Here is a 19610-nt window from a genome sequence, read left to right on the forward strand (position 1 = left end):
CCCGCTGACCCTGATCGCCGCATCTTCGGATGCGGTTGGCGCCCTCGCGCTCGCCACCTCAAATCTACGCATTCAAGGCTGAAGCCATGACCGACCAAGCTCCCGTCGCCGCCCCCCTTGCCGCCTATGCGGGCCCGGCCCGCGTCCTCTCCGGCGTGCAGCCCTCCGGGGCCCTGCACCTGGGCAACTATCTGGGCGCGCTGGTGAAGTTCGCCCGCCTGCAGCACGAGATCGACACCTTCATCTTCGTGGCCGACCTGCACGCCATCACGGTGTGGCAGGAGCCGGCGGCCCTGGCCCAGCAGACCCGCGAGATCGCCGCCGCCTATCTGGCCGCCGGCCTCGACCCGGCCAAGGCCACCATCTTCCCGCAATCGGCCGTGCCCGAGCATGCCGAACTGGCCTGGATCTTCCAGTGCGTGGCCCGCCTGGGCTGGCTGGACCGCATGACCCAGTTCAAGGAAAAGAGCGGCAAGAACAAGGAGCGCAGTTCGGTGGGGCTCTACACCTATCCGGTGCTGCAGGCCGCCGACATCCTGATCTACAAGGCCACCCACGTGCCGGTGGGCGAGGACCAGAAGCAGCATCTGGAACTGACCCGCGACATCGCCGCCAAGTTCAATCACGACTTTGCTGCGCCCAACTTCTTCCCGCAGCCCGACCCGCTGATCCAGGGCCCCGGCGCCCGGATCATGAGCCTGCGCGACGGCTCGGCCAAGATGAGCAAGTCCGATCCGTCGGACTATAGCCGCATCAACCTGACCGACGACGCCGACACCATCGCCGCCAAGGTCAAGAAGGCCCGCACCGATCCCGAGCCGCTGCCCGAGACGCTGGAAGAGCTGGCGACCCGCCCCGAGGCCGACAACCTGGTCGGCATCTTCGCGGCCCTGGACGGCCGGACGAAAGCGGAAGTCCTGGCCGAGTATGCCGGCAAGGGCTTTGGAACCTTCAAGCCGGCCATGGCCGAACTGGCGGTCGAGAAGCTGGCCCCGGTGGGGGAGCGCATGCGGACCCTGCTGGCCGATCCGGCCGAGATCGACCGCATCCTCGCCAAGGGCGCGGAACGGGCTCGCGAAGTGGCGGCCCCGACGGTGGCCGAGGTCAAGAAGCTGGTGGGGTTCTGGGGGGCTTGAAACTCGCCCCCTCCTGACCGCTTCGCGGTCGTCCTCCCCCGTAGGGGGAAGACGAAGCCGCGCTGACCTCATCTTCCCCCTACGGGGGAGGAGCGCCGAAGGCGCGGAGGGGGCAAGTATTCGCCGACTAGACCCGCTCGGGGATCCGAACCGTCAGGGTCTCGTAACCCTTCACGAAGCTGGAATAGACCCGGCGCGGCTCGTCCAGCACTTCGATCTTCGGGAAGCGCTTGAGGATTTCTTCCCAGACGATCTTCAGCTGCATCTCGGCCAGGCGGTTGCCCACGCAGCGGTGGATGCCAAAGCCGAACGACAGGTGGCGGCGGGGATTCTCGCGGTCGATGATGAAGCTGTCGGCGTCTTCGATCACGGTGTCGTCGCGGTTGCCCGAGACGTACCACATGACGACCTTGTCGCCCTTCTTGATCTGTTTGCCGCCCAGTTCGACATCTTCCAGCGCGGTGCGGCGCATGTGGGCCAGGGGCGTCTGCCAACGGATGATCTCGGAGACCATCGACGGGATCAGCTCTGGATTGGCCCGCAGCTTGGCTTCCTGCTCGGGGTTCTTGCTGAGCGCGTAGAGGCCGCCGGTCAGGGAGTTGCGGGTGGTGTCATTGCCGCCGACGATCAGCAGGATGATGTTGCCCAGATACTCCATCGGCGGCATGTCGCGGGTGGCTTCGCCGTGGGCCAGCATCGAGATCAGGTCGCCGCCCGGCTCGGTGGCGTTGACCCGCTCGTTCCAGAGATTGGTGAAATAGGCCAGGCACTCCAGCAGCTCGGCCCGGCGGGCGTCCTCGCTCTCGATCAGGCCGCTTTCCGGTGAGGCGGTGGCGATGTCCGACCAGCGGGTCAGCTTTCGGCGCTCTTCCCACGGGAAGTCGAACAGGGTGGCCAGCATCTGGGTGGTCAGCTCGATCGACACCTTGTCGACCCAGTCGAAGGGCACGCCGATCGGCAGGTCGTCGAGGATCAGGTTCACCCGCTCGCGGATCAAGCCTTCCAGCTTGGCCAGGTTCTGGGGCGAGACGATCGGGCTGACGGTCTTGCGCTGGATGTCGTGCTTGGGCGGGTCCATGGCGATGAACATCGGCAGGACGAAGTCCTCGTCGAAGTTCCGGATCGTGATGCCGCCCAGATGGGCGTCGGACGAAAACACCGCGTGATTGGTGTCGACGGCCATGATGTCGTTGTAGCGGGTCACCGACCAGTAGGGGCCCGTTTCCTCATTGCCCTTGGAATAGTGAACCGGGTCTTCTTTGCGGAGCCGTTCAAAATAGGGCCACATGGCGTCGGCCTGGAACAGGACAGGATCGGCGACATGGTAGTCCTCGAGGGGAATGGACCAGGCCTTGGCGCGCACTTCGGCGCTCAGATCAATCGAGCCATCGCTCATGTAAGCCTCCCGCGGATCATTGTTTTCCGTATCACGCCAGAAAATGACGCCTGTGTCACCTTTCTTTCTGAGGCGCCCGACATCTTGCGCGCGGGGCTGTCGAGGTCCATCTCTCCGCCATGTTCATCCAGACCGAAACCACGCCCAATCCCGAGGTGCTGAAGTTCCTGCCCGGCCGTGAAGTGCTGGGTGAGGGCGCGCGCGAGTTCAAGACGCCGGAAGAGGGCGAGTCCTCGCCGCTGGCCAAGGCCCTGTTCCAGCTGGGCGACGTGACACGGGTGTTTTTCGGTCCCGAATTCCTGACCGTGACCAAGGATCCGGACGCCGAGTGGCCGCACCTGAAGGCGCCGATCCTGGCCGCCATCATGGACCACTTCACCAGCGGCCGGCCCCTGCTGCTGGACGCCACGGAGAGTGGTCACGACGACGACGGCGTCTATGACGCGGAAACCAGCCAGATCGTCGCCGAGATCAAGGAACTGCTCGACACCCGCATTCGTCCGGCCGTGGCCCAGGACGGCGGCGACATCGTGTTCAGCAAGTTCGAGCCCGCCACTGGCGTGGTCTGGCTGCACATGCGCGGCGCCTGCTCGGGCTGCCCGTCCTCGTCGGCGACCCTGAAGTCCGGCGTCGAGAACATGCTCAAGCACTATGTGCCGGAAGTGACCCGGGTCGAGCAGACCCTCTAGAGCCCTTTCCGATCCGCTAGCCGTTTCACACCGATCGGAAAAACGCCTCAGGGCGCGGCGCATGAAAAAAGGGGCCGCGCGGCTGGCGGCCCCTCTCGTCTGGTTATGGCTCGCTGATCACCAGCGCTTGTTGATGCTGAACAGCACCCGCCGCTCGGCCTGCAGGCCTGAAATGCCCTTGGTCTGGGACTGCCGGCCCTCGAGCAGGTTCTGACCCGCCAGGGCCAGGGTAATGCCAGACTTCAGGTCATAGCCGATCCGGCCGGCCACCGTGGTGTAGCCCTTGACCGGTTCAAGGGTCTGGTTGGAGGTGTAGGAGTTGAACTTGGACACGGTCTTGACGTAGCCATCGACGGTCCAGTTGTTGCCGGCCCATCCCAGACCCAGATTGCTCCGCCATTTCGGCGAAGATTCGCCGAAGGCGATCAGGCGTCTGACCGCGCTGTAGCCGGGCAGGGTCGTGTCGGTAATGTCGACATAGGTCGTATCGGCGTTCCAGCGGAACCCCTTGCCGAACTTGCCCGACCCCGAAAGCTCGATGCCTTTCATTTCGGACTTGCCGATGTTGAAATAGGTCAGGGCCGCGTAGGTGGTGGCCGTGGCGGGCACGTCGACCTGCAGCCGCGAGACGCCGCTTTTCACGTCTTCGGTGTTTTGAGCCATCAGCTTGATCGCCACGCGGGCGCCCAGGCTGGGCAGGGCGTGCTCATAGGCCACCTCATAGCTGGTGACGATCGCCGGCTGAAGATCCGGGTTTCCCAGGGTCGCGATGCCGACGGGGGGCGCGGTGGTTGGCATGACTTGACGGGACCCCAGCTCCACCAGGGTGGGCGCCTGGACCCCGCGGGCGGCGAGCAGGCGAAGCGTGCCCTGATCCGAGAGGACAATCACGGCGCCGAGGTTGACGCTGACCTCGTTGATCGAGCGGTCCCAGTCGCTGTTGCTGGTGCGGCGGACGCCTGCCGGAAAGACGCCTTCGCGGCTCAGCTTGAGGCTGTCGAGGCGGGTCGCCGCCGTCAGTGTGACCTTGTCCGACGCGGTCCAGTTCCACATGGCCGACGGAGCCAGAACCTTGTAGCGGACCATGCCGCCGCGGACCGGCGTCGTATTGACCTCGTTGTCCCGATATTCGAGGGCGACGCGCACCGTGTGGTCCGAGCCGATCTTGACCAGATTCTGAACCTTGGCGACCCAGATGTTGTTCTCGTAGTGCAAGGGCAGGGCGGTTGAATCGAGCTGGTTCAGATAGATCTGGGCTTCGATCGTGCCATAGCGGGTGTCGGAGATCAGCGAGGCCTTGATGGAGTCGTTCTTCACCTTGTGGCCGACATAGGTGTAGCCGGAGAGCATCTCGGACTGACCGGTATTGGACCATGAGCCTTCCACACGCAGGTCGGTCTTCGGCGATAGCGCCGCGACGGCGTCAAAAGCGGCATAGACCTTCCAGGGGTCGGAGAGCAGCGAGAGGGGGACCGTCGATCCGGCATTGCTCCACTCGTCCTGCTGGCTGGCCCCGATCGAGACGCGGGCCTTTACCGGTCCAACGGCCATGGTCTTGATGAGATTGGCCGACGCATAGCCAAGCGTGCCTGCCTGCACCGTGGCGCTGTTGGTCTCGTCGTATTTCGGGTTGTAGGTGATGATGTTGATCACCCCCGACACGGCGTTGAAGCCGAACAGGGCGCTGTTGGGTCCCCGGACGAGTTCGATCTGGCGGATTTCTTCCAGGGCGATCGGAAGGGTATGCCAGTCGGTGTAGCCAAAGTGGTCCAGATAGACTTGTCGACCGTTGATCAGGACGAGCATGCGCGGCGAGCGTGCCTGGTTGTAACCGCGCACACTGACCTCGGCCGAGCCTGCGGCGAACGGCAGGATATCGACACCCGCGGTCCGTGACAGGATGGTTGGGATGTCTGTTGCGCCGGAACGGCGAATATCCTCGGCCGAAATGATGGTCATGTCGACCGGCGCCTGGGACGCGCGCTGCGGCGAGCCCGTGGCGCTGGTGGTGACGGGTTCGTCGAACAACTGCTCCATGGCGCCATAGTCGATTGACTGGGCCGAAGCGGCGGTCGCCAGGGTCAGAACGATTATGCCGACAGAGGCGCCGGCGAGGTATGTCGTTTTCATGGGGTTTCTCGCTCGTTCGCTGCGGTCAGACTTCGCGGATCATCATGCGGAAGGCCGCCTTGAAGACGGCGCCGACGGCGGCGGCGGCAGCGCGGTTGACCACGATCTCCACCTTGGGATCAGCCGAGGCGCCCATCACGCAGGCGCCGCTGGTGACGCAGGACATGTCCGAGCCGATGGTGATGAGCTTCTTGCTCTTGGCTGCGGCCCCGACCGGGCCGGCGCTGACGCCCGTGGTAATGAAGAGGGCGGCGACGCCCGAGACGCCCGCCACGTCGCCGGCCTCGACCGGTTTGCCGACCAGGGTCAGGGCGCCGGCGCTCATGCCGGCGCCGAGTGCGGCCATGACGGCGTTCTTCTCGGCGACCGAGGCGGGCTTGGACGGGTCGAATACCACGCCCAGCGTGGCCTTTCCGGTGGGACCATTTTCCAGGAAGGTCAGCGCCCGGCCCGCGATCTGGAGGTCCTTGGCGGCATCGGCGTGAGCCGCCAGTGGCGCGAGCAGGGCCGCGGCGACTCCGGCGGCTATGCGCGCACAGGTTCTCATATGGTGCATGGTCAATGTCTCCATCCCTAGAGTCGGCTTGTTATGGCGACACGCTGTCACGTAAGGTAAATGGTAAAAATTGGCCTTATTGTCGCATGGCTCATGTCTAATTTAGACGTTGGCCCTACCAGCGGTAAATTTCACTAATAATGATGGCCATACTGTTCAATTATTGATTTCGTGAGTGCTTCAATAGGCGTCAATATTGAAAATAAGAACTACATTGGACGCAGGAAGTTTATGGCTCACCCTTTCGACTCAGTAAGGTGTGTGGCCATACCGGAGAACAAAACTGGCACTACCGTGCGACGTATCTCAGCTGTCAGGACTCATGACTCAATGTCTGCAGGACGATGACTGGCCAATGGTCAAAGTGTCGCAGGCGGGAAAAGCACGCTTCACTCGGCCCCGAAGGGCTGCGGCTCGCTGTGCCCGCTTGTGGCTTGCGCCGGTCCGCGTCTTTGCATATTGCAACTGTAGTTGTTGCAAAGCTCTCCGGAGACTCCCCCCATGTCCGAGCCCCTCGCCGAGACCGCGCTGGCCCAGCTGTTCACCCAGGCCCGCACCTATAATGGCTGGAAGACCGACCCGCTTCCGGAAAGCCTGCTGCGCGAGCTCTATGATCTGGTGAAGTTTGGCCCCACCGCCGCCAACTCGACCCCGGCGCGCTTCATCTTCGTGACCAGCCCGGACGCCAAGGCCAGACTGGCGGCGCTGTCGTCGGGTTCGAACGGCCCCAAGATCCTGCAGGCCCCGGCCACGGTGATCGTCGGCTACGACCTCGACTTCCCCGAGACCCTCGACAAGCTGTTCCCGCACGCCCCCGGCGCCAAGACCTGGTTCGCCGATCCGGTCGCCAAGGAATGGGGCGCGTTCCGCAACAGCTCGCTGCAGGGCGGCTATTTCATCCTCGCCGCCCGGGCCCTGGGCCTGGACGTCGGCGCGATGTCGGGCTTCGACAATGCGGGCGTCGACGCGGAATTCTTCGCGGGCACCAACATAAAGTCCAATTTCATTGCTTCGATTGGCCATGGCACGGAAGAGGGCCTCTTCCCGCGCAGCCCGCGCCTCGACTTCGAGGAAGCCGCCCAAATCGTCTGATGGAGATCGTCTGATCTCGCGCCACAGTTTTTGGCCGGTCCGCGTGAGTATGGATCGGCCCGACCTGACCCTCCGGTCGTTTCGGCGACCGGAGGTGACGGGTTCTTTGTGCATCTGGAGCACACGCGCTAAAACCACCGCATGATCCAGCGCCTTGCCCTTATCGCCCTGCCGCTCCTGCTGCTCGCCGCCTGCGGTCCGGCGGAAAAGAAGGCCGCCGAGGCTGGGACCGCCCCGCCCTCCGCCGAGCCTGGCAAGAGCAGCTCTGTCGCGGTGATGGTCAAACCCTATGTCGATGGCCCCCTGACCGTCGGCGTTGACGGCGTCGGCCCGATTACCGCCGCCACGGCGTTCGACCTGCCGACCTTCAAGGTGCTGTTCCCCAGGGCGGTGGTCGCCCAGGCCTTCCTGCACCTCGGAACCGGCCGGCCCCAGCCGATCATCAATGTCGAGCTGAACCAGACCCCGCTGATGGAGGTCTCCAAGGGCGAGGATGGCGATCTGGGCTCGATCCGTCTGGAAGGCGGCGACGTGCGCGGCCCCAAGGACGAGACCCTGCTGACCCAATGGTCGGCGCTGGACCTGGACATCGCCAACTGCCGGGCTGGCGAGGGGCGTGACATCAACACCGTGGTCTGCGTCCGGCCCGAGGCGCCCAATGTCGCCTATCTGATCGGCGTGCCGGGCTGGACCAAGGGCGGCCTGCCGCCGGTCGAGACGCTGAACGCCAAGGGCCAGCTGAACGGCTTCGTCTGGCGGCCGGCCGAGGTCGCCGCCGTCGGCGCGGCCTGATCGTCTCATGCGCTTGCCCCTCGCCCTGATCGCCATTCCGCTGGCGCTGCTCGCCGCCTGTGGTCCGGCGGACAAGCCCGCCCCGCCGGCTTCGGTTCCAGCCGCTGCGCCATCGGTCCCCGCGACGTCGTTGCTGGCGCTCGACGAATATGCCGTCGGGCCGATCATGGCCCAGACCCCGTTCAGGGCCGAGGCGATCCAGGCCCTGTTTCCGAACGACCGGGTCGTGACGGAGGGCTCGGTCATCACCGTCGCCCGCGACGACGTGACGATGCTGAAAATCCTCGGCGAGCCCGGCCTGACCACGGTCGGCGAGATCCACATCGCCGGACGATCGGCAAGCGGCCCGCGCGGCGAGGTCTTCGGCATGCCGTTGCCCCGGCTGGACGTGCCGCCCAAGCGTTGCTGGATGGGCCAGGACGCCTATCGCCACGCCGTGATCTGCACCCAGCCCGGCGAGTCGGTGCTGCGCTACGTGTTTGAGGTTCCCGGCTGGACCACGGATGCGTTGCCGCCGACCGAGGTGCTGGCCAAGGCCACCTTGCGCGACTTCATCTGGAAGAGCGGCGCGGGCGGCTACGCCCCGAACGGGGGCGGCGCATGATCCTGGCTATCGACACCTGCCTGGGCGCCAGCTCGGTCGCGATCCTGGACGGCGACCGGGTTCTGGCGTCGCGCAGCGAGCCCATGACCCGGGGCCACCAGGAACGCATCGGCGTCCTGGCCCGCGAGGTCGCGCTGGAAGCCGGCGTGACGTTTTCCGACCTGACCCGGATCGGCGTCACCGTCGGTCCCGGCTCGTTCACCGGCCTGCGCGTGGGCCTGGCCTTTGCCAAGGGCCTGGCGACGGCGCTGTCGATCCCCTGCGTGGGGGTCAGCACGCTGGAGGCCCTGGCCTTCGGAACGCCGGGCTTCGTTGCCGCCGTGCTCGACGCGCGGATGAGCCAGGTCTATCTGCAGATCTTCGACGGCCGGGCCGCCCTGATGGCCCCCGACGCCCTCGACCTGGGCTCGGCCGCCGCGCGGCTGGCCGAATTGCATGGCGGACAGGCGGTGACCCTTATCGGTTCGGGCGCGCCGCTGCTGGCTGAAACCTTCCCGAAGGCCACGATCCTCACCCCGGCCTTTCCCGATCCGGTCGCCGTGGCGCGACTGGCCGCCGCCCGGCCCGCGCCGGCCCATTCGCCCCGGCCGCTCTATCTGCGCGCCCCCTACGCCACGCTTCCAGCCTCATGATCCTGCGTCCCGTGGGCCTGGAGGCCTGTTTCATCCTGGCTGATCTGCACGACCGCGCCTTTCCCCGGCCGTGGAGCGCTCTGGAATTCGAAGCGCTGCTGAAGTCGCCCGGCGTCTTCGCTGTCATGGGCGAGGCGGGCGAGCCGGCCGTCGAGAAGGGCTTTATCCTGTGCCGCTCGATCGCCGGCGAGGCCGAGATCCTGACCATCGCTGTCGACCCCGCCGCCCGTCGTCGCGGCTGGGGCGGCGCCCTGGTCGAAATGGCGGCCGGGATCGCGACCGAAACCGGCTCTGAAGCCATGTTCCTGGAGGTGGCGTCCGACAACACGGCCGCCATCGCCCTCTATGCAGCGACCGGCTTTGCCCGGGTTGGGCTGCGCAAGGGCTATTATCCCCATCCGGATGGCGCTAGGGACGCGATTGTCATGCGGCGGGCGCTTAACACTTAAGGGCTCACCGCCTATCCTGCCATCGACTCAGACGGAGGCGCCGCCTTGGATCGACTTGAAAAGCTCTGCATCGATAAGGGCATGCGCATGACCGACCAGCGCCGCGTGATCGCGCGCGTGCTGTCGGCCGCCGACGATCACCCGGATGTCGAAGAACTGCACCGCCGCGCCCACGCCGTCGACCCGCATATCTCGATCGCCACGGTCTATCGGACGGTCCGCCTGTTCGAAGAGAGCGGCATCATCGAGCGCCACGATTTCCGCGACGGCCGCTCGCGCTATGAAGAAACCCCCAGCCATCACCACGACCACCTGATCGACATGAAGACCGGCAAGGTCGTCGAGTTCGTGGACGAGGAGATCGAGGCCCTGCAGAACGCCATCGCGCGCAAGCTGGGCTACAAGCTGGTGGATCACCGGCTGGAACTGTATGGGGTTCCGATCGAGGATTGATCGTGGCGCTGGGCGATCACTCGCCCCCACCGGGCCGCTTCGCGACCGTCCGCCCCCGTAGGGGGCGGATGAGTTCACCTTCCCCCTCCGGGGGAGGAGCGCCGCAGGCGCGGAGGGGGCAAGTGTGTCCCCAGCGATCTTGCGCCCGCGCCCTCACGCCCCCATAACCTCGCCCATGAGCGAGACCCCGCAAAAGCGCCTCTATATCAAGACCTACGGCTGTCAGATGAACGTCTATGACAGCGAGCGCATGGCCGATGTCCTGCGTCCGCTGGGCTATGGCGTGGTCAATGATCCCGAAGGCGCCGATCTGGTGGTGCTCAACACCTGCCACATCCGCGAAAAGGCCACCGAGAAGGTCTATTCGGAGCTTGGCCAGATCAAGCTGATGAAGGAGCGCAAGGCGGCGGAGGGCGGTCGCATGACCATCGCCGTGGCCGGCTGCGTGGCCCAGGCCGAGGGCAAGGAGATCATGCATCGCCAGAAGGCGGTCGATCTGGTGGTTGGTCCGCAATCCTATCACCAGCTGCCCGAGCTGATCGCCCGCGCCCACCGGGCCACCGGCGAGCGGCTGTCGACCAGCTTTGCCGCCGACGAGAAGTTCGACGCCCTGCCGGCCGAGCGTCAGGTCAACGGCGTCACCGCCTTCCTGACCGTGCAGGAGGGCTGCGACAAGTTCTGCACCTTCTGCGTGGTGCCCTATACGCGCGGCGGCGAGTGGTCGCGGCCGGTGAACGACATTCTCGAGGAAGCCCGGCGCCTGGCCGCTCAGGGCGTGCGCGAGGTCACCCTGCTGGGCCAGAACGTCAACGCCTTTAATGGCGACGGCTCGACCCTGGCCAAGCTGGTGCGTCAGCTGGCGAAGATCGATGGCCTGGACCGCATCCGCTACACCACCAGCCATCCGCGCGACATGGGCGATGACCTGATCGAGGCCCATGGCGAGCTGCCCGAGCTGATGCCCTATCTGCACCTGCCGGTGCAGGCGGGCAGCGACAAGATCCTCAAGGCCATGAACCGCGACCACACGGCTGAAAGCTATGTGAAGCTGATCGAGAAGATCCGTCTTGCGCGGCCCGACATCGCCATGAGCGGCGACTTCATCGTCGGCTTCCCCGGCGAGCGCGACGGCGATTTCGAGAAGACCCTGGATCTGGTCCGCGAGGTCGGCTTCGCCAGCGCCTTCTCGTTCAAATATTCGCGCCGCCCCGGCACCCCGGCCTCGGCCATGACCGGCCAGGTGGACGAGGCGGTGAAGGCCGAGCGCCTGGAGCGCCTGAACCAGCTGCTCGACGTGCAGCAAAAGGCCTTCAATGCCGGCCAGGTGGGCAAGACCATGCCCGTGCTGTTCGAGAAGGCCGGGCGCCATGCCGGCCAGATCGTCGGCCGCAGTCCCTATCTGCAGGCGGTTCACGCCGAAGGCGGCGAACACCTGCTGGGAACCATCGTTGCCGTCCGTATCGAAACCGCCGCCAAGATGAGCCTGGGCGGCGTGCTGGAAAATTCTTCCATCCTGGAGCCCGCTTGAGCCGCACCCCTGAGTTCATGCCGCTGTCGGATGACGCCGTTCGCGCCGTCTCCGGTCCTCACGGCCGTCATGCGGCCCTGATCGAGGACGCCTTCAGGGTGCTCATTGAGACGCCGGGTGGCGGCGTCACCATCACCGGGGACGTCAAGGGCCGCACCGGCGCAAAGCGGGCGCTGCGGGATCTGGCCGACCGCGCTGACGCTGGCGAACAGATTGTCGAGGCCGACATCCGCATCGCCGTGGGCGAGGCCCAGAGCACCGGCGGTCAGGCTTCGGCCCGCACGGTGCGCAAGGGTTCGGTGTCGCCCAAGACCAAGGGCCAGGCCCGCTATATGGAAGCCATGGGCAGCCACCCGCTGTCGTTTGGCCTGGGTCCGGCGGGCACCGGCAAGACCTTCCTGGCCGTGGCGCACGGGGCCGGCATGCTGCTGCGCGGCGAGGTCGATCGTCTGATCGTCACCCGCCCCGCCGTCGAGGCCGGCGAAAAGCTGGGCTTTCTGCCGGGCGACCTGAACGAGAAGGTCGATCCCTATATGGCCCCGGTCTGGGAGGCCTTGACCGACATCATGGGCGCTGACCAGCTGCGCCGCCGTCGCGAGAAGCTGGAGATCGAGGTCGCCCCGATCGCCTTCATGCGCGGCCGCACCCTGGCCCATGCCTTCGTCATCGTCGACGAGGCCCAGAACTGTTCGCGCCTGCAGATGAAGATGGTCCTGACCCGGTTGGGCGAGGGCTCGCGCATGGTGGTGACCGGCGACCCGACCCAGATCGACCTGCTCAATCCCCGCGACTCCGGCCTGGCCCACGCCGTCTCGATCCTGGAAGGGGTCGAGGGGGTTTCAGTCTCGCGCTTCACCGCCGCCGACGTGGTGCGTCACCCGTTGGTCGAACGCATCGTTCGGGCCTATGACGCCGACGCCCTGCAGACGACGACGCGATGACCATCACCGTAGACATCGAGATCGAGGACGAGGCCTGGCTCAAGGCTGAGCCTGAAACCGAGGCCTTGGTCTGGCGCGCCGCCCAGGCGGTGCTGGATGCGCATCAGGACATCGAAGGCCAGGGGATCGTGATCCTGCTGGCCGACGATGACAGCGTTCAGGCCCTGAACCGCGACTTCCGCCAGAAGGACTATGCCACCAACGTCCTGTCGTTTCCCTCGCCCCAAGGGCCTGAGGCGAATCCCGACGGTCAGATCGGCGACATCGCCCTGGCGTTCGGGGTCTGCCAGCGCGAGGCGATCGAGCAGGGCAAGCCTTTTGCCCACCATTTGCAACATCTGGTGGCGCATGGGGTGCTGCATCTCTTAGGATACGACCACGAAGGCGACGAAGAGGCTGAGTCCATGGAGGCCCTGGAACGCGAGATCCTGGCCACGCTGGACGTGCCCGATCCTTACGCCCCCGATCCTTACGCCCCCGAGCAGGGATAGTTCTCCAAGGCCATGCCAAGCGACGACTCTAGTCCACAGCCCGCCGGTCCAGCTCGACAGAGCAGGGGCTTGCGGGCGTTTTTCCGCAAGATGCGCAAGCGATTGAGCGCCCCGGTCGAGCTGGTCCGGCCGGCCGAGCCGGTCCAGGACGGCGCGGTCGACATCGTCGATCAGGCCGAGGCCTTCAAGACCCTCCGCGTCGCCGACGTGATGACGCCCCGCGCCGATATCGTCTCGGTCGAGCTGTCCACCCCGTTCGAAGCCCTGATCGCCCAGTTCACCGAGGCCGAACACTCGCGGATGCCGATCTATCGCGAGACGCTCGACGACCCGATCGGCGTGGTTCACGTCAAGGACGTGTTCCGACTGCTGGCCGCAGGCGACAACCGCCCGGCTGCGGCCGACATCGTCCTGCACAAGGTGCGGCGCGAGGCCCTCTATGTGCCCGCCTCGATGCGGGCCGCTGATCTGCTGCTGCGCATGCGCACCGGCCGCATCCATCTGGCCCTGGTCATCGACGAATTTGGCGGCACCGATGGGCTGGTGACCATGGAAGACCTGATCGAGGCGGTGGTCGGCGAGATCGATGACGAGCACGACGACGCCACGGTCGCGGGCATCGTGGCCCGGCCCGGCGGGGTGTTCGAGGCCGACGCCCGCGCGCCGCTCGAGGAACTGGAAGCCGCGCTTGGCCGTGAACTGGCGCCGCCCGACATGGAAGAAGACATCGACACCGTCGCCGGCCTGGTCGTGGCCCTGGCCGGCCGCGTGCCGCAGCGGGGCGAGGTGATCGCCCATCCGCACGGCTATGACCTGGAAGTGGTCGAGGCCGATCCGCGCCGGGTTCGACGGGTGCGAGTGCGGCCCGCCGCTGTCCCGGGCGCGGCGGCGCAGCCGGCGGAAGCCGCCGCCTCGTGAACTTCAGGCTCGCTACGCTGTGGCGTGAGCGCGGGCTGGCCCTGCTGGCCGGCCTGGTCGCCGCCCTGGCCCATCCGCCGTTCGGCGTGCTGCCGGGCCTGCTGGGCTACGCCCTGCTGCTGTGGCTGCTCGACACGATCGAAGGGCCTCGCCCGCTGCGCGCGGCCTTCCTACGCGGCTGGCTGGCGGGCCTGGGCTATTTCGGGCTCGGCACCTGGTGGATCGGCGAGGCCTTCATGGTCGACGCCGCCAATCAGGGCTGGATGGCGCCGTTCGCGGTCGCCGCCATGGCGGGGGGGCTGGCCCTGTTCTGGGGCGTCGCCGCTGTCATCTATCGCCTGGTCCGACCGGCGGGCGTGCGCCGCATCCTGGTCTTCGCCGGCGCCTTCGCGGCGCTGGAGTGGGCGCGCGGTCATGTGCTGACCGGCTTTCCGTGGAACCTGCCGGGCGAGACCTGGAAGGCCGGCTCGGCCCCGTCCCAGGCCGCCGCCCTGGTCGGCGCCTACGGCCTGACCTGGATCACCCTGGCCATCGCCGCCGCGCCGGCCGTCTGGCGCGAGGGCCTGGCGGGCCGCAAGGCGATCGCCGCCGCCGCCGCCGCGCTGGCGGCGCTGTACATCAACGGCTGGATTCCGGCGGGGCCGGCGGTGAGCGCCTCTTCCCCGACCGTCCGCATCGTCCAGGCCAACATCCAGCAGGAGGCCAAGTGGGACGCCGACCGCTTTGCCCAGGTGGTCCAGGCCTATGTTTCGCTGACCGCCAGGCCTTATGCGAGCGGCACGCCGGCCACCCTCGTCGTCTGGCCCGAAGGCGCCCTGCCGGCCGCCATCAATGACTATCTGGCGCCGGGAACCTGGGTGCGCCAGGCGATCGTCGACGCCCTGCAACCGGGGCAGCTGCTGCTGATCGGCGGCTATCGCTATGACGGATCGCCCGACAAGCCGATCTACTACAACAGCCTGATCGCCCTGAAGCGCACCGCGACCGACATCGAGCTGGTCGGCATCTATGACAAGCACCGGCTGGTGCCCTTTGGCGAATATCTGCCGATGGACGCCCTGCTGACCAAGCTGGGCGTCAAAAGCCTGGCCCATCTGGGCGACGGCTTCGCCACCGGGCCGCGCCCGGCCCCGCTGCAGGTTTCACCCGACCTGATCGTCCAGCCGCTGATCTGCTACGAGAGCCTGTTTCCGGGCCTGGCCAGGCCCGATCCCAGGGTCCGCGCCCTGATCAATGTGTCCAACGACGCCTGGTTCGGCGTCACGTCCGGGCCGCTGCAGCATCTCAATCTGGCCAGCTATCGGGCCATAGAAACCGGGGTTCCGATCATCCGCGCCACGCCCACGGGCGTCTCGGCGCTCATCGACGCCAGAGGCGAGATCGTGCGCGGGTCCCGGCTGACTCTGGGAGAAACCGGCGTTATCGACGGCTCTTTACCGAATGTGGGTAAAATCACACCCTATGCCCGGCTTGGCGACAGCCTGTTCGTGCTATTGCTCGGGCTCTCGATGCTCGCCGGCTTTCGCTCAAAAGCGGGTGGGGGCTATTAATTGTTACCGATTTGTTAGACACAGGCTGAATAAAAACCGCAATTTTAGCTATCAAGCGTAGGCATGAGCTCTCCTCCGGACCAAGACCGTCACCCCAATCCGATCGATCTGCACGTCGGCGCGCGCATTCGAATGCGCCGCAAGATCCTGGGCGTGAGCCAGGAACGACTGGCCGAAGATCTGGGTCTGACCTTCCAGCAGGTGCAGAAGTACGAGCGTGGGGCCAACCGGGTCAGCGCCAGCAAGCTGTATGAGATCGCCCGCAGCCTGCAGTCGTCGGTGGCCTATTTCTTCGAGGGTCTGGCCGATCCGACCGAGTCCGGGGGTCTGGCCGAAACCGGTTCGGAGCAGTTCGTCCACGATTTCCTGATGACCCCCGAGGGTCTGGAGCTGGCCAGCCTGTTCCCCAAGATCTCCCGGGCCAAGGTGCGCCGCCGGATCCTCGACCTGGTCCGCTCGATGGCCGACGAGGACGTGGTCGAAAGCGACGCATAGCGCCAAGACCCGCGACGATCGGCGCCGCTTGCCGACATAAACATATCTTTATATGCTGTCCGGCTAGCGGGATGGACCTGTCGTCCATTTCCGCCGTTTCCATGGCCGGAGCTGTCCCTTGAGCCGTTCGTCCTACATCTTTACCAGCGAGAGCGTCTCCGAAGGCCACCCCGACAAGGTTGCCGACCGGATCAGCGACACGGTGGTCGACGCCTTCCTGACCGCCGATCCCGAAGCCCGCGTGGCGTGCGAGACCCTGGTCACCACCAACCGCATCGTGCTGGCCGGCGAAGTCCGGGCCGGAAAGCCCGATGGCGACAAGGCCGCCAACAAGCAACTGACCAAGGACATCCTCAAATCGCTGGAGCCCAAGGTGCGGGCCGCGATCAAGGACATCGGCTACGAGCAGAAGGGCTTCCACTGGGAGAAGGCCAAGTTCGCCAACTACCTGCACGGCCAGTCGGCGCACATCGCCCAGGGCGTTGACGCCAGCGACAAGAAGGACGAGGGCGCCGGCGACCAGGGCATCATGTTCGGCTATGCCAGCACCGAGACCCCGGAGCTGATGCCGGCCACCCTGCAGTACAGCCACAACATCCTCAGCCGCCTGGCCAAGCTGCGCCACAGCGGCGAGCTGTCGGCGCTGGAGCCCGACGCCAAGAGCCAGGTGACCCTGGAATATGACGGTAACGGTAAGCCGGTCCGGGTCGTCTCGATCGTGGTCAGCCACCAGCACAAGAAGAAGATCGACGGCAAGGCCGCGACCTCCAAGCGCGTGCTGGACCTGATCAAGCCGCACATCCTGCCGATCTTCCCGGAAGGCCTGATCACCAAGAAGACCCAATGGCTGGTCAATCCGACCGGCCGCTTCGAGATCGGCGGCCCCGACGGCGACGCCGGCGTCACCGGCCGCAAGATCATCGTCGACACCTACGGCGGCGCGGCCCCGCACGGCGGCGGCGCGTTCTCGGGCAAGGATCCGACCAAGGTCGACCGCTCTGCCGCCTATGCCTGCCGCTACCTGGCCAAGAACGTCGTGGCGGCCGGCCTGGCCGACCGCTGCACCATCCAGATCGCCTATGCGATCGGCGTGGCCCAGCCGGTGTCGTTCCACGTCGACCTGCACGGCACGGGCAAGGTCGATCCGGCCGTGCTGGAAAAGCTGCTGCCGACCCTGATCGGCGGGGCCACCCCGCGCGGCATCCGTGAGCACCTGCAGCTGAACAAGCCGATCTATGCCCGCACCGCCGCCTATGGCCACTTCGGCCGCACGCCGGACAACGAAGGCGGCTTCTCGTGGGAGAAGACCGACCTGGTCGGCGAGCTGAAGGGCCTGGCGTAAGCCTCAGCCTCTCCTGATTGTTCGAAGCGGGCCTCGATCATGCGATCGGGGCCCGCTTTCGTTTGGGGTCGTTCTGCTGGCCTCGCACCCGGATGACGGCTAAGACGCCGCCCCATGACCTCCGCTCCCATTCCCCACGGGCCCCTGCGCACGTTCGGCCGCATCAAGTCGCGGCCGGTGAAGCCGCGCCAACAGGCCCTGCTCGACACCCTGCTGCCCGAAATCGCCGTGCCCGAGGCGCCGTTCGAGCCGCGCGACCTGATGCCCGAGGCCACCGAAGCCTGGCTGGAGATCGGTTTCGGCGGCGGCGAGCACATGGCCGCCCAGGCCGGTCGCCATCCGCACGCCCTGATCATCGGGGCCGAGCCCTTCGTCAACGGCGTGGCCAGCGCCGTCCGTCACATCGAGGAGCAGGCGCTCAAGAACGTCCGTATCCACGAGGGCGACGCCCGCGACGTGATCGGCTGGCTGCCCGACGCCTGCCTGACGCGGGTGTTCATCATGTTCCCAGACCCCTGGCACAAGGCGCGGCACAACAAGCGCCGGCTGATCCAGCCGGCGGTGGTGGCGGAACTGGCGCGTGTTCTGAAGTCTGGCGGCCGCCTGCGCTTCGCCACCGACTGGGCCGACTATGCCGAGTGGACCATCGAGCGGGTGCTGGCCGATCCGGCCTTCCGCTTCGAGAGCGAGACGGCCGACCGCAACGCTCCGCCCGCCGATCACGTGACCACGCGCTACGAGGAAAAGAAGCTGGGCGACTGCGCGCCGGTGTTCCTGGATTTCGTGCGGGTTTAGGGAGCGGGGCGACTTGCCCCCTCCGCGCCTTCGGCGCGCCTCCCCCGTAGGGGGAAGATGAGGCGTCTTCCCCCTACGGGGGAGGACGACCGCGAAGCGGTCAGGAGGGGGCGAGTGTGATCCCGCCCCCGACCTTCAATCAGTAATTATCGTCGTGGCGCTTGATCGCCGCGCGGATGATGTCGGCGGTTTCTTCCAGATCAGCCCAGCCGGTGATCTTGGTCGACTTGCCCTTTTCCAGATCCTTGTAGTGCTGGAAGAAGTGGGCGATCTGCTCGGTGAGGATCACCGGCAGGTCGCGCCAGCTGTTCACGCCCGTATAGAAGGGGTGCAGCTTGTCGACCGGCACGGCCAGGATCTTTTCGTCCGAACCAGCTTCATCGACCATCATCAGGGTGCCGATCGGACGGCAGCGGATGATCGCGCCCGGCACGACCGGGGTCGGACCCACGACCATGATGTCGGCGGGGTCGCCGTCATCGGCCAGGGTGTGCGGGATGAAGCCGTAATTGGCCGGATAGAACATCGCCGTGTGCAGGAAGCGGTCGACCATCAGGGCGCCGCTGGCCTTGTCGATCTCGTACTTCACCGGCTCGCCGCCCTGCGGGATCTCGATGACAGCGTTGAGGTCGTAGGGCGGGTTGACGCCCGTGGCGATCTTGGAGAGGTCCATTATGACTCTTCTGTGGAAAGGGTCCGCGGGGAGGCGGGCCTGCGCGGCGACTGTATAGGCCACAAGTGTTGCACTGCGAAAGAGGCCGCGCATGAAGCTCGCTCGCGACGGCCGGTGGCGACGGCCTGTCACGGGGGCTTCCACCCGTTCACCTATCGCGCTATATAGGCCCTACATCGTCCGTCAGCGCTGAGTGCGCTTTCGAGCGGCGGCCCGAAAGGCTGCCGCTTTTTCTTTGGCTGTTTGGCGCCCGCGCCGGATCGCCCAGTTTTGAGTTGAGAAATCCGTTGCGCGGCAAGACGCAGGAAGACCGTGATCTGATCGAAATTCTCGATCCCGTCGCCGAGACTGTCGGCTTCGAGATCGTCCGTCTGCGCCTGATGGGCGGGGCCGAGACGCGGCGGCTGCAGATCATGGCCGAGCGTCCGATGCAGCCCGATGGCTCGGGCGGCGACATGAATGTCGAGGACTGCGCCAAGCTGTCGCGCGCCGTGTCGGAAATTCTCGACGCCGCCGATCCGATCAGCGGCGAATATACCCTGGAAGTCTCCAGCCCGGGCGTCGATCGCCCGCTGACGCGACTGAAGGATTTCGACGACTATGCCGGCCTTGAGGTCCGCATCGAGCTGGACCGCGTCGCCGAGGGCCGCAAGCGCTTCAAGGGCGAGCTGGCCGGCGTCGAGGACGGCCAGGTCGGCCTCAATATCGAGGGCGAGGACGACACCACCGTCTATTTCCCGTTCGAGTGGCTGGTCGACGCCAAGCTGGTGCTGACCGACGCCCTGATGAAGCGCGGCGCCGACCAGCGCGCCGCCCGCGTGGCCGCCGACGGCGGAGACGCCGACGAGGATGACGTCGCCGCCGGTGGCGAAGACGCTGACGAAGACGACCTCGGCGACGACGCCGAAGACGAAGATTTTGACCTGTCCGAAAGTGAAGAGGACTGAC

The 19610-nt window shown here is 66.3% G+C and carries 21 protein-coding genes; 17 read left to right on the forward strand and 4 right to left on the reverse strand.

The genetic code is table 11. The features are described from left to right. The first annotated feature begins 86 nt into the window (after positions 1–86). A complete protein-coding gene (gene trpS / locus ACW17Z_RS11485) occupies positions 87–1136 on the forward strand; it encodes a tryptophan--tRNA ligase (RefSeq protein WP_492056104.1) in 1050 nt (349 codons plus the stop codon). 127 nt (positions 1137–1263) lie between these two features. Here trpS and ACW17Z_RS11490 read toward each other — a convergent pair whose 3' ends face one another. Further along, the gene (locus ACW17Z_RS11490; protein WP_419319255.1) at positions 1264–2532 is read right to left on the reverse strand and encodes a cytochrome P450; all 1269 of its coding nucleotides are present in this window, start codon (positions 2530–2532) and stop codon (positions 1264–1266) included. Between the two features lie 119 nt (positions 2533–2651). Here ACW17Z_RS11490 and ACW17Z_RS11495 point away from each other — a divergent pair, with 119 nt between their 5' ends. Further along, on the forward strand, positions 2652–3221 hold the full coding sequence (locus tag ACW17Z_RS11495; RefSeq protein WP_492056105.1) for a NifU family protein: 570 nt from the start codon (positions 2652–2654) through the stop codon (positions 3219–3221). 117 nt (positions 3222–3338) lie between these two features. On the opposite strand, the gene ACW17Z_RS11500 is transcribed toward ACW17Z_RS11495, so the two are convergent. Continuing rightward, positions 3339–5351 (reverse strand): TonB-dependent receptor plug domain-containing protein, encoded by a 2013-nt coding sequence (locus ACW17Z_RS11500; protein ID WP_492056106.1) that lies wholly within the window; start codon positions 5349–5351, stop codon positions 3339–3341. A gap of 25 nt (positions 5352–5376) precedes the next feature. Further along, positions 5377–5907 (reverse strand): hypothetical protein, encoded by a 531-nt coding sequence (locus ACW17Z_RS11505; protein ID WP_492056107.1) that lies wholly within the window; start codon positions 5905–5907, stop codon positions 5377–5379. A gap of 501 nt (positions 5908–6408) precedes the next feature. Here ACW17Z_RS11505 and ACW17Z_RS11510 point away from each other — a divergent pair. From ACW17Z_RS11510 to trmB, 14 genes are all read left to right on the forward strand, one after another. Then, complete coding sequence (locus ACW17Z_RS11510; RefSeq protein ID WP_492056108.1) at positions 6409–6999, forward strand: malonic semialdehyde reductase; 591 nt, start codon at positions 6409–6411, stop codon at positions 6997–6999. 141 nt (positions 7000–7140) lie between these two features. Further along, on the forward strand, positions 7141–7791 hold the full coding sequence (locus tag ACW17Z_RS11515) for a DUF1131 family protein (protein WP_492056109.1): 651 nt from the start codon (positions 7141–7143) through the stop codon (positions 7789–7791). 7 nt (positions 7792–7798) lie between these two features. After that, positions 7799–8395, forward strand: coding sequence for a DUF1131 domain-containing protein (locus tag ACW17Z_RS11520; protein WP_492056110.1), 597 nt, complete (start codon positions 7799–7801; stop codon positions 8393–8395). After that, a complete protein-coding gene (tsaB, locus tag ACW17Z_RS11525; RefSeq protein ID WP_492056111.1) occupies positions 8392–9027 on the forward strand; it encodes a tRNA (adenosine(37)-N6)-threonylcarbamoyltransferase complex dimerization subunit type 1 TsaB in 636 nt (211 codons plus the stop codon). The genes ACW17Z_RS11520 and tsaB overlap by 4 nt, the downstream gene beginning before the upstream one ends. Then, positions 9024–9476 carry a ribosomal protein S18-alanine N-acetyltransferase gene (rimI, locus tag ACW17Z_RS11530; protein WP_492056112.1) on the forward strand — a complete coding sequence of 151 codons (453 nt, stop codon included), beginning with the start codon at positions 9024–9026 and terminating at the stop codon, positions 9474–9476. The genes tsaB and rimI overlap by 4 nt, the downstream gene beginning before the upstream one ends. 45 nt (positions 9477–9521) lie before the next feature. Beyond that, complete coding sequence (locus ACW17Z_RS11535) at positions 9522–9929, forward strand: Fur family transcriptional regulator (RefSeq protein WP_419253579.1); 408 nt, start codon at positions 9522–9524, stop codon at positions 9927–9929. 175 nt (positions 9930–10104) lie between these two features. Beyond that, a complete protein-coding gene (gene miaB, locus ACW17Z_RS11540; protein ID WP_492056113.1) occupies positions 10105–11457 on the forward strand; it encodes a tRNA (N6-isopentenyl adenosine(37)-C2)-methylthiotransferase MiaB in 1353 nt (450 codons plus the stop codon). After that, the gene (locus tag ACW17Z_RS11545; protein ID WP_419319247.1) at positions 11454–12398 is read left to right on the forward strand and encodes a PhoH family protein; all 945 of its coding nucleotides are present in this window, start codon (positions 11454–11456) and stop codon (positions 12396–12398) included. The genes miaB and ACW17Z_RS11545 overlap by 4 nt, the downstream gene beginning before the upstream one ends. Positions 12399–12412: 14 nt before the next feature. Continuing rightward, positions 12413–12889, forward strand: coding sequence for an rRNA maturation RNase YbeY (ybeY, locus tag ACW17Z_RS11550; RefSeq protein ID WP_492058519.1), 477 nt, complete (start codon positions 12413–12415; stop codon positions 12887–12889). A gap of 12 nt (positions 12890–12901) precedes the next feature. Then, positions 12902–13807 carry a hemolysin family protein gene (locus ACW17Z_RS11555; protein ID WP_419319246.1) on the forward strand — a complete coding sequence of 302 codons (906 nt, stop codon included), beginning with the start codon at positions 12902–12904 and terminating at the stop codon, positions 13805–13807. After that, positions 13804–15357, forward strand: a complete 1554-nt coding sequence (gene lnt, locus ACW17Z_RS11560; RefSeq protein WP_492056114.1) for an apolipoprotein N-acyltransferase — start codon at positions 13804–13806, stop codon at positions 15355–15357. Before ACW17Z_RS11555 ends, lnt begins: the two co-directional genes overlap by 4 nt. A 63-nt stretch (positions 15358–15420) precedes the next feature. Further along, complete coding sequence (locus ACW17Z_RS11565) at positions 15421–15852, forward strand: helix-turn-helix domain-containing protein (protein ID WP_419319244.1); 432 nt, start codon at positions 15421–15423, stop codon at positions 15850–15852. Between the two features lie 118 nt (positions 15853–15970). Beyond that, complete coding sequence (gene metK / locus ACW17Z_RS11570; RefSeq protein WP_419319243.1) at positions 15971–17194, forward strand: methionine adenosyltransferase; 1224 nt, start codon at positions 15971–15973, stop codon at positions 17192–17194. A 114-nt stretch (positions 17195–17308) separates the two neighbouring features. Then, a complete protein-coding gene (gene trmB / locus ACW17Z_RS11575) occupies positions 17309–17989 on the forward strand; it encodes a tRNA (guanosine(46)-N7)-methyltransferase TrmB (RefSeq protein ID WP_492056115.1) in 681 nt (226 codons plus the stop codon). 139 nt (positions 17990–18128) lie between these two features. Here the strand turns inward: trmB and ppa are convergent, their stop codons facing one another. Continuing rightward, the gene (gene ppa, locus ACW17Z_RS11580; RefSeq protein WP_062142568.1) at positions 18129–18662 is read right to left on the reverse strand and encodes an inorganic diphosphatase; all 534 of its coding nucleotides are present in this window, start codon (positions 18660–18662) and stop codon (positions 18129–18131) included. 287 nt (positions 18663–18949) lie between these two features. Here ppa and rimP point away from each other — a divergent pair, with 287 nt between their 5' ends. Beyond that, positions 18950–19609, forward strand: coding sequence for a ribosome maturation factor RimP (rimP, locus tag ACW17Z_RS11585; protein ID WP_419319241.1), 660 nt, complete (start codon positions 18950–18952; stop codon positions 19607–19609). Position 19610 lies beyond the last annotated feature (1 nt).

This window comes from Caulobacter sp. GSs2 (genome assembly GCF_058680895.1).

Excerpts from the sequence above, each read along its gene's own strand:
- ACW17Z_RS11510 (WP_492056108.1), top strand. The coding sequence starts at position 6,409 with ATGTCCGAGCCCCTCGCCGAGACCGCGCTGGCCCAGCTGTTCACCCAG.
- trmB (WP_492056115.1), top strand. The coding sequence starts at position 17,309 with ATGACCTCCGCTCCCATTCCCCACGGGCCCCTGCGCACGTTCGGCCGC.
- tsaB (WP_492056111.1), top strand. The coding sequence starts at position 8,392 with ATGATCCTGGCTATCGACACCTGCCTGGGCGCCAGCTCGGTCGCGATC.
- ACW17Z_RS11490 (WP_419319255.1), bottom strand. The coding sequence starts at position 2,532 with ATGAGCGATGGCTCGATTGATCTGAGCGCCGAAGTGCGCGCCAAGGCC.
- trpS (WP_492056104.1), top strand. The coding sequence starts at position 87 with ATGACCGACCAAGCTCCCGTCGCCGCCCCCCTTGCCGCCTATGCGGGC.
- rimI (WP_492056112.1), top strand. The coding sequence starts at position 9,024 with ATGATCCTGCGTCCCGTGGGCCTGGAGGCCTGTTTCATCCTGGCTGAT.
- miaB (WP_492056113.1), top strand. The coding sequence starts at position 10,105 with ATGAGCGAGACCCCGCAAAAGCGCCTCTATATCAAGACCTACGGCTGT.
- ACW17Z_RS11495 (WP_492056105.1), top strand. The coding sequence starts at position 2,652 with ATGTTCATCCAGACCGAAACCACGCCCAATCCCGAGGTGCTGAAGTTC.
- ACW17Z_RS11500 (WP_492056106.1), bottom strand. The coding sequence starts at position 5,351 with ATGAAAACGACATACCTCGCCGGCGCCTCTGTCGGCATAATCGTTCTG.
- ppa (WP_062142568.1), bottom strand. The coding sequence starts at position 18,662 with ATGGACCTCTCCAAGATCGCCACGGGCGTCAACCCGCCCTACGACCTC.
- ACW17Z_RS11565 (WP_419319244.1), top strand. The coding sequence starts at position 15,421 with ATGAGCTCTCCTCCGGACCAAGACCGTCACCCCAATCCGATCGATCTG.
- ACW17Z_RS11520 (WP_492056110.1), top strand. The coding sequence starts at position 7,799 with ATGCGCTTGCCCCTCGCCCTGATCGCCATTCCGCTGGCGCTGCTCGCC.
- ACW17Z_RS11515 (WP_492056109.1), top strand. The coding sequence starts at position 7,141 with ATGATCCAGCGCCTTGCCCTTATCGCCCTGCCGCTCCTGCTGCTCGCC.
- ACW17Z_RS11555 (WP_419319246.1), top strand. The coding sequence starts at position 12,902 with ATGCCAAGCGACGACTCTAGTCCACAGCCCGCCGGTCCAGCTCGACAG.
- ACW17Z_RS11505 (WP_492056107.1), bottom strand. The coding sequence starts at position 5,907 with ATGCACCATATGAGAACCTGTGCGCGCATAGCCGCCGGAGTCGCCGCG.